Below are 15,806 nucleotides of genomic sequence, written 5' to 3' on the forward strand. Positions count from 1 at the left end.
CCGCAGCGGACGTGCTGCGGGCCCTCCGGCGTTTTCGTACGTCGTCTACGGGCGCGTACGGACCACCGCGCCGTACGCGCTAGGCCTCGTCGCGGCGCAGCGACGGCTTCAGGTCCTTCAGACGGCCCAGCAGGCCGTTCACGAACGAGGGCGACTCGTCCGTGGAGAACTCCTTCGCCAACTGCACCGCCTCGTCGAGGACCACGGCGTCGGGGGTCCCGTCGACCCAGATCAGCTCGTAGGCGCCGAGGCGCAGGATGTTGCGGTCGACGACCGGCATCCTGTCCAGCGTCCAGTCGACGGCGTATGTCGCGATGAGCTCGTCGATGCGCTTCGCCTTGGTGGCGTAGCCCTCGACCAGCTCCATCGTGTACTCGCTGACCGGCGGCTGCCGGGTGTCGGTCCGGGAGTGCCGGATCCAGTCCGCGAGGACCGTCAGGACGTCCACGCCGCGCTGGTCGCCCTCGAAGAGGATCTGGAAGGCGCGCTTGCGGGCCGTGTTGCGGGCAGCCACGGTTAGCTGTTCACCCGGCCGAGGTAGTCGCTCGTGCGGGTGTCGACCTTGATCTTCTCACCGGTGGTGATGAAGAGCGGGACCTGGATCTGGTGACCGGTCTCCAGGGTGGCGGGCTTGGTGCCACCGGTGGAGCGGTCGCCCTGGACACCCGGCTCGGTCTCCTGGATGACGAGCTCGACGGCGGCCGGCAGCTCGACGAAGAGCACCTCGCCCTCGTGCTGCGCGACGGTGGCGGTGAAGCCCTCGATCAGGAAGTTGGCGGCGTCGCCGACGGACTTGCGGTCGACCATCAGCTGGTCGTACGTGTCCATGTCCATGAAGACGAAGTACTCGCCGTCCATGTACGAGAACTGCATGTCGCGCTTGTCGATCGTGGCCGTCTCGACCTTGACGCCGGCGTTGAACGTCTTGTCGACGACCTTGCCGGAGAGCACGTTCTTCAGCTTGGTGCGCACGAAGGCCGGGCCCTTGCCGGGCTTGACGTGCTGGAACTCGACGACGGACCAGAGCTGGCCTCCGTCGAGCTTGAGCACCAGGCCGTTCTTGAGGTCGTTCGTGGAAGCCACGGTTGCGGAATCTCCTGGACTGACGTGGACGACCCCGGGACACGCGCGTAGCGATTGGCTACAGCGCGAGCAGTTCCTTGGTCGTGATGGTGAGTAGCTCGGGTCCGCCGTCCGCCTCGGGGCGTACGACGAGCGTGTCATCGATCCTGACACCGCCCCGGCCCGGGAGGTGGACCCCCGGTTCGACGGTGACCGGCACGCAAGTGTCCAGTTTACCCATGGCCGCGGGGGCCAGCTGCGGGTCCTCGTCGATTTCGAGCCCCACACCGTGCCCGGTCAGTGCGGGAAGGCCTTCCGTGTGGCCCGCGGAGTCGAGCACCTGGCGTGCGGCCCGGTCCACGTCACGGTAGGCGGCGCCGGGTACCAACGCCTCGCGTCCGGCCCGCTGGGCGGCGAAGACGAGGTCGTACAGCTCGATCTGCCAGTCGGCCGGCGAGGTCCCGATCACAAAGGTACGGCCGATTTCGCAGCGGTAGCCGCGGTAGGTCGCGCCGAGGCAGACGGAAAGGAAATCTCCCTCCTCGACGCGCCGGTCGGTGGGCCGGTGCCCGCGCCGCCCGGAGTTCGGGCCGGTGCCGACGGAGGTCGCGAAGGCGGGGCCGTCGGCGCCGTGGTCGACGAGCCTGCGCTCCAGCTCCAGCGCGAGATGCCGCTCGGTGCGGCCGACGAGGATCGATTCGAGGAGCTCTCCGAGCGCCTGATCGGCGATCTCGGCGCCGATCCGCAGACAGGAGATCTCCTCCTCGTCCTTGATCACCCGCAGCTGCTCCACCGCACCGCCCAGGTCGGCGAGGCGCAGCCGGGGCGCCACCGCGCCGATGGCCCGGTGCCGGGTCACGGTGAGGTGGTGCTCCTCGACCGCCAGGGAGTCGGCGCCCTGGACGATGGCGGCGTCGGCGGCGGCCACGGCCGCGTCGCCCCCGGCGCGCGGCAGCACCTGGACGCGCAGCGCCTCGTCGGGACGCCCCTCGTCGGCCTCGCCGCTCGGCGGAGCGCCGCAGAGCAGCAGGTCCTCACTGCTGCCCAGCAGGAGGGCGGCACCGCGCGGGGCCGCGCCCGCGAGGTACCTCACGTTGGCCGGGCGGGTGACGAGCGCGGTCGCGCTGCCGCCCGCCGCACAGCGCTCCCGAAGCCGCTCGCGTCGCGCCGCGTACACCTCTGACATAAATCGAGCCTACGAGCGTCGACGCGATGTCGCCGTTCCAGCGGGGCCGGATGGGCGGTAGGCGGTCGGCGGTGAGACGGAGGCACCGCGGACGAGAAGCCAGGACGCTGGTTCCGCGACTGCTATCAGCGGGGCCCGGCAGGCGGCACGACCTGATTCGCGGGGCGCCGCCCCAGGGGGCCGGCACGTCGGAGGCAAGTACCCCGGCGGTAGTCCTGGGGGCCGTCGGCCGCACCGCGCTGCCACCGGAGGCCGGTGCGCGCCACGCCATGACCGTCCGGACATCGGCGGGGCGGGCAGCACCAAGGATGCGGCACACCCCGACGGGGTCCCCGACGGCGCTGTGCTGCCGGCCGCCCGGCGTTCCTCCGCCGGTGCCGTGTGGCCGACGCGTTACCGCCGGTGCCGCGGGGCTACCACTGCGGTGGGCTCGCGAGGGAGCGGGCCAGGACCTCGTCCAGGACGCGGGCCGTGGACGGGACGTCGAGCTGGGAGTTGTCGATGATGGGGAGCCCGGAGCCGTACCAGCCCGCCATCCGGCCGTGGATACGGGCGACTTCCTCGTCGGTCAGGCGGCGGTTTCCGGAGCGCTCGGCGTTGCGCTCCAGGACTATCTCCAGGCCCGGCAACAACACCACGGGCAGCAACCCCGGCCCGACGTGTCGCTTCCAGCCGCCGAGGCCGACGACCGGGCGGTCCGGGAAGACCGCGTCGTCGAGGATGCAGGAGATGCCGTTCGCCAGGAAGTTCCGCGCGGCGAAGCCGCAGGTGCGGCGGGCCAGGCGGTACTGCGCCTCCGAATGGTCGTTCCACCCCGACTGCGGATCGGCGAAGCCCGAGCGCACCCATTCCCGTACGTCGTCGAGGCTGATGTGGGCGGTCGGCACCCGGCGGTGGTCCGCCCAGTACTTGGCGACGCTCGTCTTGCCCGCGCCCGCGGGCCCGATGAGCAGCACGGCGAGGGTGGTCGCCGCGGGGTCGGGGGCGCCGGGGGCGCTGGGCATGGCGACCGGGCCGCCCGGGGGCAGCTGCACATGGCCCGTCGTGTCGGGGATCGGCGCCGCGGGGGCGTGCTGCGGGGGCGCGGGATGCGGCAGGTGCGAGGGCGGCGCCGGATGTCCCGGCGGCGGACCGGTGAAGCCGGGGGCGGGTGGGCTCGTGGGCGCCGGACCGGGGGGTCCGCCCGGGTGTCCCGGGTGCTGTGCGGCCGGCGACCAGCCGGCGGCGGGTCCTTGCCCCGGCTGGTGGGGCGGCGGCAGCGGAGCCCCCACTGCGTGCTGCATCCGGTGCCACTCCGTCTCGTGAATCTTTTCGCCCATTCGCTCGCGGCAGGCGATTGACGCCGGCGAGCGGAGCCTCCCGCTCGCCCGCTACCGAACGGTACCTTCCCCGGCCGTCGTTGTGTGAACGGCCGGGGAAGCTGGGGAGTGCCCGTGAACGGAGGGCAAACAGGGCCAAGTAGGGGCCCGTTGGGAGCTACTCCCCCACTTCGCCGTAAGCGGCGAGGAGCACCGCCGGGTCGGGGCCCTCCAGGACGGTCGGCTTGGCCAGCCCGTCGAGGACGATGAAGCGCAGCAGGTTGCCGCGGGACTTCTTGTCGACCTTCATGTTCTCCAGCAGCTTGGGCCACTGGTCGTAGCGGTAGCTGAGCGGGAGGCCGACGGACTCCAGGATCGTGCGGTGGCGGTCGGCGGTCGCGTCGTCCAGCCGGCCCGCCAGTCGGCCGAGTTCGGCGGCGAAGTGCATGCCGACGGCGACGGCCGCGCCGTGCCGCCACTTGTAGCGCTCGTTCTTCTCGATGGCGTGCGCGAGGGTGTGGCCGTAGTTGAGGATCTCGCGGAGCCCCGACTCCTTGAGGTCGCCGGAGACGACCTCGGCCTTCACCTTGATGGAGCGCTCGATGAGCTCGGCGGTGTGCGGGCCCGCGGGCGTCCGTGCCGCCTCGGGGTCGGACTCGATGAGCTCCAGGATCACCGGGTCCGCGATGAAGCCGGCCTTGATGATCTCCGCGAGCCCGGAGACGAAGTCGTTGACCGGCAGCGAGTCGAGCGCGGCCAGGTCGCAGAGCACGCCCGCGGGCGGGTGGAAGGAGCCGACGAGGTTCTTGCCCTCGGCGGTGTTGATGCCGGTCTTGCCGCCGACCGCCGCGTCCACCATGCCGAGCACGGTGGTGGGAACGGCGATCCACCGCACCCCGCGCAGCCAGGTCGCCGCCACGAACCCGGCGAGGTCGGTGGTGGCGCCGCCGCCCACGCCGACGATGACGTCGGTGCGGGTGAAGCCGGACTGGCCGAGCGCCTTCCAGCAGTAGGCGGCGACCTCCGCGGTCTTGGCCTCCTCCGCGTTGGGCACCTGGATGGCGACGGCCTCGAAGCCCTGTCCGGCCAGGTCGGCGCGGAGCGCGTCCCCGGTCTCGGCGAGCGCCTCGGGGTGGATGATCGCGACGCGCTGGGCTCTGTCGCCGATCAACGCGCCCAGTTCACCGAGGAGTTGACGGCCCACCAGGACCTCGTACGGGTCGGTGCCCGCGGTGCCGCCGACCTGGATACGCGTCACTGCCTCGCTCATGCTTCCTTCAACTCCAGTGCGTCGAGGACGGCTTGGGCGACCTCTTCGGGGGTGCGGCCGTCGGTGGGCACGACCGCGCGGGCGACTTCGGTGTACAGGTGGCGGCGGGCCTCCATCAGCTCGCGCCACTGCCGGCGCGGGTTGACGGCGAGCAGCGGACGGGCCGCGTTCAGGCCGGTGCGCTGGACCGCCTCCTCGACGTCCATCGAGAGGTAGACGACCCGGTGCCCGGCGAGCAGCGCGCGGGTGTCGGCGTCGAGGATCGAGCCGCCGCCCAGCGCCAGCACCCCCTCGTGCTCGCCCAGCGCCTTGTGCACGGCGCTCTTCTCGATGGCGCGGAAGGCCGGCTCGCCCTCGTCGACGAAGATGTCGGCGATGGTGCGGCCCTGCTCGGCCACGATGTCGTCGTCCGTGTCGCGGTAGGCGCAGCCGAGCCGGCCTGCGACCAGCGCGCCGACGGTGGACTTGCCGACACCCATCGGCCCGACGAGGACGACCAGCGGTCCAGCGGTCACCGCACGACCAGGTTCTCGAGGTAGGACTCGACGTTGCGCCGCGTCTCGGGCACGCTGTCGCCGCCGAACTTCTCGGCCACCGCGTCCGCGAGGACGAGGGCGACCATGGCCTCGGCGACGATTCCGGCGGCCGGGACCGCGCAGACGTCGGAGCGCTGGTGGTGGGCCTTGGCGGCCTCGCCGGTCGCCACGTCGATCGTGGCCAGCGCGCGCGGCACGGTCGCGATCGGCTTCATCGCGGCGCGTACGCGCAGCAGCTCGCCGGTGGTCAGACCGCCCTCGGTGCCGCCGGAGCGGCCGGAGGTGCGGCGGATGCCGTCCTCGGTGTGGACGATCTCGTCGTGGGCCTTGGAGCCGGGCACGCGGGCCAGTTCGAAGCCGTCGCCGACCTCGACGCCCTTGATCGCCTGGATGCCCATGAGCGCGGCCGCGAGCCGGGCGTCGAGGCGCCGGTCCCAGTGCACGTGCGAGCCGAGGCCGACCGGCACGCCGTACGCGAGCACCTCGACGACGCCGCCGAGCGTGTCGCCGTCCTTGTGGGCCTGGTCGATCTCCGCGACCATCGCCTTCGACGTGTCGGCGTCGAGGCAGCGCACCGGGTCGGCGTCGAGCTTCTCGACGTCCGAGGGCTTGGGGTAGACGCCGTACGGGGCCTTCGCCGCGGCCAGCTCGACGACGTGCGAGACGATCTCGATCCCGGCCGTCTCCTTCAGGTACGAACGGGCCACGGCGCCCAGCGCGACACGGGCCGCGGTCTCCCGGGCGGAGGCGCGCTCCAGGATCGGCCGGGCCTCGTCGAAGCCGTACTTCTGCATGCCCGCGAGGTCGGCGTGGCCGGGCCGGGGCCGGGTCAGCGGGGCGTTGCGGGCCAGCTCGGCGAGGATCTCCGGGGCGACCGGGTCGGCCGCCATGACCTGCTCCCACTTGGGCCACTCGGTGTTGCCGACCATGACGGCCACCGGCGAGCCGAGGGTGAGACCGTGCCGGACACCGCCCAGGAAGGTGACCTCGTCGCGCTCGAACTTCATCCGGGCACCGCGTCCATAGCCCAGGCGCCGCCGGGCGAGGTGGTCCGCCACCATCTCCGTGGTGATCGGCACGCCGGCGGGAAGACCCTCCAGCGTCGCGACAAGTGCGGGACCGTGGGACTCCCCCGCGGTCAGCCAGCGCAACCTGCTCAACGGTGCTCCTCATGCTCGCGCCCTGGTACTGCTGCTGCGTACACGCGTCCTCGTGTACGGCGACGGCGCGACCGGGTGCGCGGCCCGGGCCCGCCACCTCCGATCCTCCCACGTCCGGGCGCGGTGCCCCGCCGCAGGTCCATCAGGCGGGACGGCGCCCGGCTCGCCGCGGCGGTGCTCAGCGGCTCGCGAGGGCCTGCTCGCCCGCCTTCCGCATGGCGTCGAGGGGCGCGGGGGCGCGCCCGGTCATCTGCTCGACCTGGAGCACCGCCTGGTGCACGAGCAGGTCGAGTCCGCTGACCACGGCGCCGCCGTAGCCGGACCAGCGGGCCGCGAGGTCGGTGGGCCACGGGTCGTACAGCACGTCGAAGAGCGTCGCGGGCCGTTCCGGGACCGCGGCGGACAGGGCGTCCGTCGTACCCGCAGGGGTGGTGGCGATCACGAGCGGGGCGCGCAGGGCCTGCGCGGCGTGCGCCCAGTCCTCCGTACGGACCTCCACGTCGAGCCGCTCGCCCCACTGCCGCATCTCGGCGGCCCGCTCCGTGCTGCGGACGTAGGCGACGACCTCGCCGGTGCAGATCCGGGCGAGCGCGGCCAGCGCGGAGGAGGCGGTGGCGCCCGCGCCGAGGATCGCGGCGGAGTCCACCTGCTCGATCCCGCGCTCGCGCAGCGCGGCGACCATCCCGGGGATGTCGGTGTTGTCGCCGACGCGACGGCCGTCCTCGGTGAACACGACCGTGTTGACGGCCTCGACCGAGGCCGCCGTCTCACTGACCTCGTCGAGCAGCGGGATGACGGCCCGCTTGAGCGGCATGGTCAGCGACAGACCCGCCCACTCGGGACCGAGGTCCCCGAAGAAGCCCGGCAGCGCCTCCTCGTCGATCTCGAAACGGTCGTAGGACCAGTCGCCGAGTCCCAGCTCCCGGTACGCGGTGCGGTGCAGCACCGGGGAGAGGGAATGGGCGATCGGGGAGCCGAGTACCGCGGCCCTTCGGGCGTCAGTTGCCCGAGCTCTCATTGAACTTGTCCTTGAGCTTCTGGAATTCCGCATAGGTCTTGGCGAATTCGGTGTTGCTCTGGCCGTCGGTCGCCACGAAATAGACCCAGCCGTCGCTGGTCGGGTTCAACGTCGCCTTCAGCGCGTCGTCACCGGGGTTGCCGATCGGTCCGGGCGGCAGACCCTTCCGCGTATAGGTGTTGTACGGGTCCTTGTTGCTGTTGATCTCGGACTCGCTGATGTGGATGTTGCTCTGGCCCTTCAGGTAATTGAAGGTCGAGTCGAACTGGAGCAGCCTGTTGGTTTCCGTGTTCGTGGTCTTGAGACGGTTGTAGACCACCTCGGCCATCTTGCGGAAGTCGTCGTGCGTCTTGCCCTCGGCCTGGACGAGGCTCGCGACCGTGACGACCTGGAGCGGGTTCTGCAGGTTCAGTTCCTTGGCCTTGGCCGTGAGGTTGTACGCCGCGTACCTCTCCTTGGCCTGCGTCACCATCTGCTTCAGGATCGCCTCGGGCTTCATGCCCTTGGCGGCGGGATAGGTCGCCGGATAGAGGAATCCTTCCAGCGGATCCTTTATGTCCTTGCTGTCGTTCGCCCAGCTGGGAAGTCCGAAAGTCTTGTATTCCTTCTGGGCGATCTTCCCGGTGGTGCCGTCCGCGAGATCGAGCTTCTTGTCGATCGCCTGATAGACAACGACATTGCGCTGCCCAGGGGCGACGATCACGTTGTTCTGGCTCCTGGGATCGAGCATCAGCTTGACCGCACTGGCGGCCGACATGCCCTTCCTCAGCACATAAGCGCCCGCCTGGATGCTGTTCCCGTTGGGGTTGTTCTGCTGCGCGGACACGAAGGCGTCGATGCTCTTGACGACGCCGTTCTCCTTCAGCACCCGGGCGATCGCGAGGCCACCCGCGCCCTTGGGGATCTCGACCGTGACCTTGCCACTGCCTTCGCCCGCGAAGTCCGGAGCCGGGCCGAAACGATTTTGGTAGAACTGATACCCGAAATATCCGACACCGGCGATACCGCCGCCGAACACCATCACCACGAGCAGGCAGGCGCAGCCACTGCGGCGCTTCTTGCCTTTGTCACCTTTGCCACCGCGGCCTTTCCGGTCGCCGCGGCCGGCCTTCGGATCGTCGTCGTCGAGGTCGTCATCGTCGTCACCGCCCGCGAAGAAGGCATGTTCGCCCTGGTCGGGTCCCGGATCCCAGTCGATCTCCGGTTCGGGCTCGGCGCGGCGACGGGCGGGCGGCTCCGGCGGCGGATACGCGTCGGGAGTGCCGTAGAAGTCGGGCTGCTCACCGGTGTACCCGGCGGCCTGGTTCCCGTACGGATCGTTCGGGTCGGCGGCGTAGGTGACCTGGTGCTGCGTCCCGTTGTCCCAGCCGCCATCGTGGTACTGCTGCTGGTCCTGACCGTTGTACTGCTGCTGACCCTGATCGACGTACTGCTGCTGCTCCTGGCCGGGGTACTGCTGCGGGTACTGCTGCTGCCCCTGACCGTGGAAGTGCTGCCGGCCCTGGTCGTGATACTGCTGCCCGCCCTGGCCCTCGTACTGCTGCTGGTTCTGGGCGCCGTACTGCTGCTCCTGGCCGTAGCCGCCCTGCTGGTCGGGGCTCCACTCGCCGTACTGGGACTGCTGGTGCTGCTGCTGCGGCTGCTGCGGGTAGTGCTGCGGCTGGCCGCCGTAGGGGGACTGGCCGTCGGCGGCCTGTCCTCCCCATCCGCCGTCCCCGTACAACGGGTCCTCCGGATTCCACGGTTCGGAGCCTGCGCCCCGGCCATACTCAGTCATCGATCCCCTAGAGCCGCGAGGCGGTGGCTGCTGTCGCTGGTGGCTCGGCTCCCGTCCGCCTCTTCGCTGTGCGGTGGCTGTTCGAACACCACCACATCGCGCGGAACGTTACCGTATCGCGATCAGATGACCACTTCGACGCCCTCGCCCGGTGCGTTGCCAGACGCCCGTTCGGACTCGAGAGCCTGCTGCAGGATGATGACGGCGGCCGCCTGATCGATGACGGACCTGCCCTTTTTGGACTTCACGCCCGACGCGCGTAGCCCCTGACTGGCCGTCACTGTGGTCATCCTCTCGTCGAGGAGCCGGACGCCGACGGGCGCGATCGCCCGGGCCAGCTCCTGGGCGAAGGCGCGCACCTTCACGGCGGCGGGGCCCTCGCCCCCCTTGAGGGAGCGAGGGAGCCCGACGACGACCTCGATCGGCTCGTATTCCTCGACGAGTTGCTTCAACCGGCGCTGAGCGGCCGGGACATCGCGCCCCGGCACGGTCTCGACCGGAGTCGCGAGGATCCCGTCGGGGTCGCACGAGGCGACCCCGATCCGGGCGTCCCCGACGTCGATCGCGAGCCGACGGCCGCGGCGCATGCCCCGGCCGTCCTCGCTCCCCTGCTGATCGTCCGTGCTCACTTGGCCGTCTCGGCGACGAGCCGCTCGACCGCGTCGGCGGCCTCGCCGATGGCGGCCGGGTTCTGGCCGCCGCCCTGGGCGACGTCCGGCTTGCCGCCACCGCCGCCGCCGAGGGTCTTGGCGGCCGTACGGACCAGGTCACCGGCCTTGAGGCCACGCTCGCGGGCGGCCTCGTTGGTGGCGATGACCGTGAGCGGCTTGCCGCCCGCGGTGGTGAACAGGGCCACCACGGCGGCCCGTCCGCCCTGGATGCGGCCGCGCACGTCGAGGACCAGCTTGCGCAGGTCGTCGGCGCTCGTGCCGTCCGGGACCTGGCCGGTGACCAGAGCCACGCCGCGAACGTCCTTGGCGGACTCCACGAGACCGGCGGCGGCCTGCAGGACCTTCTCCGCGCGGAACTTCTCGATCTCCTTCTCGGCGTCCTTCAGCTTGCCGAGCATGGCGGAGACCTTCTCCGGAAGCTCCTCGGGACGGCCCTTGATCAGCTCCTGGAGCTGGGCGACGACCGTGTGCTCGCGGGCGAGGAAGTTGTAGGCATCGACGCCCACCAGGGCCTCGATACGCCGTACGCCGGAGCCGATCGAGGACTCGCCGAGCAGCTTGACCAGGCCGAGCTGGGAGGTGTTGTGCACATGCGTGCCGCCGCACAGCTCCTTGGAGAAGTCGCCGATGGTCACGACGCGGACGCGCTCGCCGTACTTCTCGCCGAACTCGGCGATGGCGCCCTGCTTCTTGGCCTCGTCGAGGCTCAGGATCTCGGCGTGCACGTCCAGGTCACGGGCGAGCACCTCGTTGATCTTCTGCTCGACGTCGGTCATGACGGTCGTCGGAACGGCCGAGGGGGAACCGAAGTCGAAGCGGAAGCGGCCGGGCTGGTTCTCGGAGCCGGCCTGGGCGGCCGTCGGGCCGAGGGCGTCGCGCAGCGCCTGGTGGGTGAGGTGCGTGGCCGAGTGGGCGCGGGCGATGGCCGTCCGGCGACGGGAGTCGATGGTGGCCTGGGCCTGGGCACCGACGGTGACCTCGCCGACCTGGACGACGCCCTTGTGGACGTACACACCCGGGACGGGCTTCTGGCAGTCGCGGATCTCGATGACGGCACCGGTGTCGACCTTGATGCGGCCGGTGTCACCGATCTGGCCGCCGCCCTCGGCGTAGAACGGAGTGCGGTCGAGGACGATCTCGACCTCGTCGCCCTCGGTGGCGGCGGGCGAGGAGACACCGTCGACCAGGATGCCCACGATGCGCGACTCGCCGTCGGTCCGGTCGTAGCCGATGAACTCGGTCTCACCCGCGGCGTCGGCGATCTGACGGTAGGCGCCGAGGTCGGCGTGGCCCGTCTTCTTGGCCTGGGCGTCGGCCTTGGCCTTGTCCCGCTGCTCCTTCATCAGACGCCGGAAGCCGTCCTCGTCCACCGAAAGGCCCTGCTCGGCGGCCATTTCGAGGGTGAGGTCGATCGGGAAGCCCCAGGTGTCGTGGAGCAGGAAGGCCTTGTCGCCGGCGAGCACCGTGCCGCCGGACTCCTTGGTGTCGGAGATGGCCGTGTCGAGGATGTTCGTGCCGGCCTTCAGCGTCTTGAGGAAGGCGGCCTCCTCGGCGAGGGCCACGGTCTCGATGCGCTGCCGGTCGGTGACGAGCTCCGGGTACTGCTGGCCCATCATCTCGATCACGACGTCGATGAGGTCCTTGACGACCGGACCGGTGGCGCCGAGCAGCCGCATGTTGCGGATGGCGCGGCGCATGATCCGGCGCAGCACGTAGCCGCGGCCCTCGTTGCCGGGGCTCACGCCGTCGCCGATGAGCATCACGGAGGTGCGCATGTGGTCGGTGACCACGCGCAGCGAGACGTCGGAGTCGTGGGCGGCGCCGTACTCGACGCCCGTCAGCTCGGTGGCCTTTTTGATGACGGCCATGGAGGTGTCGATCTCGTACATGTTCTGCACGCCCTGCAGAATCATGGCGAGGCGTTCCATGCCGAGGCCGGTGTCGATGTTCTTGCTGGGCAGCTCGCCGAGGATCTCGAAGTCCTCCTTCGAAGTGCCCTCACCGCGCTCGTACTGCATGAAGACCAGGTTCCAGATCTCCACGTACCGCTCGTCGTTGACGGCCGGGCCGCCCTCGACGCCGAACTCGGGGCCGCGGTCGTAGTTGATCTCGGAACACGGGCCGCAGGGACCCGGGACGCCCATGGACCAGTAGTTGTCCTTCTTGCCCAGGCGCTGGATGCGCTCGGCCGGGACACCGATCTTGTCGCGCCAGATGGACTCGGCCTCGTCGTCGTCGAGGTAGACCGTGATCCACAGGCGCTCGGGGTCGAGTCCGTAACCACCCTTGTCCTGGGGCGAGGTGAGCAGCTCCCAGGCGTAGGTGATCGCGCCTTCCTTGAAGTAGTCGCCGAAGGAGAAGTTGCCGCACATCTGGAAGAACGTGCCGTGCCGGGTGGTCTTGCCGACCTCTTCGATGTCGGGCGTACGCACGCACTTCTGCACGCTGGTGGCGCGCGACCACGGCGGCTTGACCTCACCGAGGAAGTACGGCTTGAAGGGCACCATGCCCGCGGGGACCAGGAGCAGAGTCGGGTCGTCCGCGATGAGCGACGCCGAGGGAACGACAGTGTGACCGCGCTCCTCGTAGAAGCTCAACCAGCGGCGGCGAATCTCGGCCGACTCCATCAGTGGTCCTCATTCCGGTTGTACGAGTACGTCGACCTCTCGACGTACGTCGGGTTCTTGCTGTGTTTCGGAGTGTTCTCGATCGCGGCGACACGCCGGGGCGCGGGCAGTTCGGGGTGGCGATCGAGCCCGAGCGCCTCGTCGAGTTCGGCCTCCCGCTCGGCCATGCCGTCGCGGACGTCGAGCGCGAAGTCCTTGAGCCGGTGCCCGGCCTCGATCGCCTTGTTCGCGGCCTGGGCCGCGAGGCTCTCGGGCGTCAGCTGCTTGAGCTTGCGGTTGACCTTGGTGGTGGCCCACACACCCGCGGCTGCGCCGGCGGTGAACCAGAACGTACGACGGAACATCGCTGCGTCAGTCCTTCTTCCGCTTTCCCCGTCGCGCGGACGGGACGGTGCGGCCCACGATCACGGTACGACGGGAGGCCTTGGGGGGCACATTGTCCTTGCGGCCGCCGATGGCCCGGCGGACGCCGTAGCCGAACGCCGCGACCTTCACGAGCGGGCCACCGAAGGTGGACGCGACGGTCGTGGAGAGTGCCGACGCGTTCGAGGTGACCTCCTGGACGTCCGACGCGATGGCGTCGACCCGGTCGATCTGGGTCTGCGCGGAACGCACCGCCGCGGAGGCGTCGGCCAGCAGCGGGACGGCCTGGTCGGTCACGTCCGCCACGAGCTTGGTGGTCGCCCTGAGCGTCTGGGCCAGCCTCGCCAGTGCGACGGCGAGGAAGGAGACCAGGATCGCCCAGAAGACGGCCACCAGGATCCCGGCCACCTCTCCACCGGACACTGTGCGCACCCGCTCCCTAGTACGTGCCTGCCAGTACATGTCCGGACACCGTGTCCGATACATGCCTGGACATCGCGTCTGAACATCGTGTCTGAACATCAAAAAGTCGTCCCCCGAGCCTATCGCGCCGGGGCCGCCGCTCCGTACCGCATTACCGGCTGCCGGGCCGGACTTGCGCGAAGCGACTGTACGGACCGCATACGGGTCAGTACGCTCCGTGTCCCATGCGAGCTTCTGAGTGCTCCGACCGGTCCACACCCGGCAATCTGCCCCTGGAACTCAACGCGTTCGTGGGGCGCACGGCCGAACTCGCACGGCTGGCGGAGGCGCTGGGGCAGGCCCGGCTGGTGACGGTGACGGGCGTGGGCGGCGTGGGCAAGTCACGCCTCGCGGCACGGACCGCGGCACACACCCGGCCGCGCGACGGATCATGGCGGGTGGAACTGGCCTCCGTGCGCGATCCGGATCTCGTCGCGTACGCGCTCGTGGAGGCCCTCGCGCTGACGGACCAGACGTCGAGGCCGCCCCGCACGCTGCTCCTCGACCATCTCGCCGAGCGTCAACTCCTGCTGGTCGTGGACGGGTTCGAGCATCTGGTGGACGCGTGCGCCGCGCTGGTGGGCGAGCTGCTGCGGCATGCGCCGGGGCTGCGGGTGCTCGCCGTGGGCCGCAGGCCGCTGGAGGTCGAGGGCGAGCTGCTGTTCCCGCTGGCCCCGCTGCCCGAGCGGGAGGCCGCGGAGCTGTTCACGGACCGGGCGGCGGCCCGGGTGCCCGGGTTCGCGCTGGACGACGCCAACCGGGCGGACGTCCTGGAGCTGTGCCGATGCCTGGACGGGATCCCGCTCGCCGTCGAACTGGCCGCCGGCCGGCTGAGCGCCCTCTCCCCCGGGCAATTGCTGTCCCGGCTCGACGACCGCTTCCGGCTGCTGACCGGCGGCGGGCGTGACGCCCTGCCACGCCACCAGACACTGCGGACGGCGATCGGCTGGAGCCATGAGCTGTGCACACCCGAGGAGCGGCTGCTGTGGTCGCGGCTCTCGGTGTTCGCCGGACCGTTCGACCTGGAGGCCGTCGAGTACGTGTGCAGCGGTGACGGACTGCACGCCGACGACGTCCTCGACGTGCTGGGCGAGCTGCTCGCGCAGTCGGTGCTGGCGCGCGAGGAGACGGCGGCCGGCCTGCGCTACCGGATGCTGGACACGGTGCGGGCGTACGGCGCGGACTGGCTGGTGGCGGCGGGCGACGCGGGCCGGCTGCGCCGCCGCCACCGCGACTGGTACATGGGCCTGGCCACCTGGTGCGAGCTGGACTGGTTCTCACCACGGCAGGGCGAGGTGGCCGCGCGCATCGAGACGGAGCTGCCGAATCTGCGCTGCGCCCTGGAGTACAGCCTGACCGAGCCGGGCGAGACGCATCTGGGCCAGTACCTGGCGGGCAGCCTGTGGTTCTACTGGGTCGGCTGCGGCCGGCTCGCGGAGGGGCGGCACTGGCTGGAGCGCGGGGTGGAGCTCGACAGCGACCGCGACCAGTCGCGGCTGAAGGCCCTGTGGGTGCTCGGCTACGTGGCGATCCTCCAGGGCGACATGGTGCCCGCGCTCACCGCGCTCCAGGAGTGCCGCGAGGAGGCCGAACGCACCGGCAACCCCACCGCGATCGCCTATGCCGAGCACCGCACCGGCTGTCTGGCGCTGGTCGGCGACGACATGGCACGCGCGGAAACCCTGCTGCGCTCGGCGCTCGACCGCTACCACGCGATCGGCGAGCTCAACAGCAACGTGCTGATGGCCCAGGTGGAGCTGGCGATGGCGCTGGCGTTCCGGGGCGATCTGCCGGGCGCGGTGCGGCTGTGCGAGGACGTCCGCCGGGTCTGCGAGGACCACGGGGAGCGCTGGGCGCTCGCCTACGCGCTGTATGTGCTGGCGTACGAGGCCCAGACCGCGGGCGATCCGGGGCGCGCCCGGGAGCTCCTGGAACAGAGCCTGGACATCGCGCACGCCTTCCACGACCTGCTCGGCACGGTCCTCGCGCTCGAGCTGCTGGCGCTGGTCACGGAGGCGGAGGGCGATCCGGCCGAGGCCGCGCTGCTGCAGGGGGCGGCGGCCCGGCTGTGGCCCTCGGTGGGCCTGCCGCTGTTCGGCTCGGCGTACTACAACGTGCCGCACGAGCGGTGCGAGGCCGGGGCCCGGCGGGGGCTGGGCGACGAGCGGTACGAGGAGTGCGTACGGGCGGGGTCTCGGCTCGGGCGGGAGGCGGCGGTGGCGCGGGCACTGCGGCGGCCCGGTCCCCGGCCGCTGGGCGCGGTGCCCTCGCCGCGCGGGCTGCCCCCGGACACGCGGAAGCCCGCCGTCTCGCCCACCTCGAAGGGCGGGGAGACGACGGGCTGACGCGCAGGTGGTGCTACGTCCGCTGTAAGAC

At 71.0% G+C, this 15,806-nt stretch carries 14 protein-coding genes; 1 reads left to right on the top strand and 13 read right to left on the bottom strand.

The features are described from left to right. Positions 1-79 precede the first annotated feature (79 nt). The 13 genes from nusB to OG798_RS13665 form a co-directional block, all read right to left on the bottom strand. Complete coding sequence (gene nusB, locus OG798_RS13605) at positions 80-514, bottom strand: transcription antitermination factor NusB (protein ID WP_067366002.1); 435 nt, start codon at positions 512-514, stop codon at positions 80-82. Positions 515-516: 2 nt separating this feature from the next. Then, complete coding sequence (gene efp, locus OG798_RS13610) at positions 517-1,083, bottom strand: elongation factor P (protein ID WP_010988257.1); 567 nt, start codon at positions 1,081-1,083, stop codon at positions 517-519. Positions 1,084-1,141: 58 nt separating this feature from the next. After that, positions 1,142-2,248: an aminopeptidase P family protein gene (locus OG798_RS13615; protein WP_095855792.1), complete on the bottom strand. Its 1,107-nt coding sequence runs from the start codon at positions 2,246-2,248 to the stop codon at positions 1,142-1,144. 413 nt (positions 2,249-2,661) lie between these two features. After that, positions 2,662-3,531 (bottom strand): Pro-rich N-terminal domain-containing protein, encoded by an 870-nt coding sequence (locus OG798_RS13620; protein ID WP_095858219.1) that lies wholly within the window; start codon positions 3,529-3,531, stop codon positions 2,662-2,664. A gap of 193 nt (positions 3,532-3,724) precedes the next feature. Further along, positions 3,725-4,816 carry a 3-dehydroquinate synthase gene (aroB, locus tag OG798_RS13625; RefSeq protein WP_099923777.1) on the bottom strand — a complete coding sequence of 364 codons (1,092 nt, stop codon included), beginning with the start codon at positions 4,814-4,816 and terminating at the stop codon, positions 3,725-3,727. Then, positions 4,813-5,331, bottom strand: a complete 519-nt coding sequence (locus OG798_RS13630) for a shikimate kinase (RefSeq protein WP_095855790.1) — start codon at positions 5,329-5,331, stop codon at positions 4,813-4,815. The genes aroB and OG798_RS13630 overlap by 4 nt, the downstream gene beginning before the upstream one ends. Next, positions 5,328-6,512, bottom strand: coding sequence for a chorismate synthase (gene aroC / locus OG798_RS13635; RefSeq protein WP_067365989.1), 1,185 nt, complete (start codon positions 6,510-6,512; stop codon positions 5,328-5,330). The genes OG798_RS13630 and aroC overlap by 4 nt, the downstream gene beginning before the upstream one ends. A 178-nt stretch (positions 6,513-6,690) precedes the next feature. Continuing rightward, the gene (locus tag OG798_RS13640) at positions 6,691-7,530 is read right to left on the bottom strand and encodes a shikimate dehydrogenase (RefSeq protein ID WP_121416722.1); all 840 of its coding nucleotides are present in this window, start codon (positions 7,528-7,530) and stop codon (positions 6,691-6,693) included. After that, entirely contained in the window at positions 7,511-9,307 is a 1,797-nt protein-coding gene (mltG, locus tag OG798_RS13645) for an endolytic transglycosylase MltG (RefSeq protein WP_267061300.1), read from the bottom strand. The genes OG798_RS13640 and mltG overlap by 20 nt, the downstream gene beginning before the upstream one ends. A 122-nt stretch (positions 9,308-9,429) precedes the next feature. Beyond that, on the bottom strand, positions 9,430-9,894 hold the full coding sequence (gene ruvX, locus OG798_RS13650; protein ID WP_054233989.1) for a Holliday junction resolvase RuvX: 465 nt from the start codon (positions 9,892-9,894) through the stop codon (positions 9,430-9,432). A 38-nt stretch (positions 9,895-9,932) separates the two neighbouring features. Then, complete coding sequence (gene alaS / locus OG798_RS13655) at positions 9,933-12,605, bottom strand: alanine--tRNA ligase (protein ID WP_095855787.1); 2,673 nt, start codon at positions 12,603-12,605, stop codon at positions 9,933-9,935. After that, the gene (locus tag OG798_RS13660; RefSeq protein WP_121416720.1) at positions 12,605-12,949 is read right to left on the bottom strand and encodes a DUF6167 family protein; all 345 of its coding nucleotides are present in this window, start codon (positions 12,947-12,949) and stop codon (positions 12,605-12,607) included. The genes alaS and OG798_RS13660 overlap by 1 nt, the downstream gene beginning before the upstream one ends. Before the next feature lie 7 nt (positions 12,950-12,956). Beyond that, the gene (locus tag OG798_RS13665) at positions 12,957-13,400 is read right to left on the bottom strand and encodes a DUF948 domain-containing protein (protein ID WP_075027554.1); all 444 of its coding nucleotides are present in this window, start codon (positions 13,398-13,400) and stop codon (positions 12,957-12,959) included. A 215-nt stretch (positions 13,401-13,615) separates the two neighbouring features. Here OG798_RS13665 and OG798_RS13670 point away from each other — a divergent pair, with 215 nt between their 5' ends. Then, on the top strand, positions 13,616-15,775 hold the full coding sequence (locus tag OG798_RS13670; RefSeq protein ID WP_121416719.1) for an ATP-binding protein: 2,160 nt from the start codon (positions 13,616-13,618) through the stop codon (positions 15,773-15,775). The last annotated feature ends 31 nt before the right edge of the window (positions 15,776-15,806 follow it).

The sequence above is a fragment of the Streptomyces sp. NBC_00271 genome, from assembly GCF_036178845.1.
Lineage (GTDB): Bacteria > Actinomycetota > Actinomycetes > Streptomycetales > Streptomycetaceae > Streptomyces.

Bases quoted from the DNA above. Each gene is read 5' to 3' on its own strand.
- OG798_RS13615 (WP_095855792.1), bottom strand. From the start codon at position 2,248: ATGTCAGAGGTGTACGCGGCGCGACGCGAGCGGCTTCGGGAGCGCTGT.
- OG798_RS13620 (WP_095858219.1), bottom strand. From the start codon at position 3,531: ATGCAGCACGCAGTGGGGGCTCCGCTGCCGCCGCCCCACCAGCCGGGG.
- aroB (WP_099923777.1), bottom strand. From the start codon at position 4,816: ATGAGCGAGGCAGTGACGCGTATCCAGGTCGGCGGCACCGCGGGCACC.
- OG798_RS13640 (WP_121416722.1), bottom strand. From the start codon at position 7,530: ATGAGAGCTCGGGCAACTGACGCCCGAAGGGCCGCGGTACTCGGCTCC.
- mltG (WP_267061300.1), bottom strand. From the start codon at position 9,307: ATGACTGAGTATGGCCGGGGCGCAGGCTCCGAACCGTGGAATCCGGAG.
- ruvX (WP_054233989.1), bottom strand. From the start codon at position 9,894: ATGCGCCGCGGCCGTCGGCTCGCGATCGACGTCGGGGACGCCCGGATC.
- alaS (WP_095855787.1), bottom strand. From the start codon at position 12,605: ATGGAGTCGGCCGAGATTCGCCGCCGCTGGTTGAGCTTCTACGAGGAG.
- OG798_RS13660 (WP_121416720.1), bottom strand. From the start codon at position 12,949: ATGTTCCGTCGTACGTTCTGGTTCACCGCCGGCGCAGCCGCGGGTGTG.
- OG798_RS13670 (WP_121416719.1), top strand. From the start codon at position 13,616: ATGCGAGCTTCTGAGTGCTCCGACCGGTCCACACCCGGCAATCTGCCC.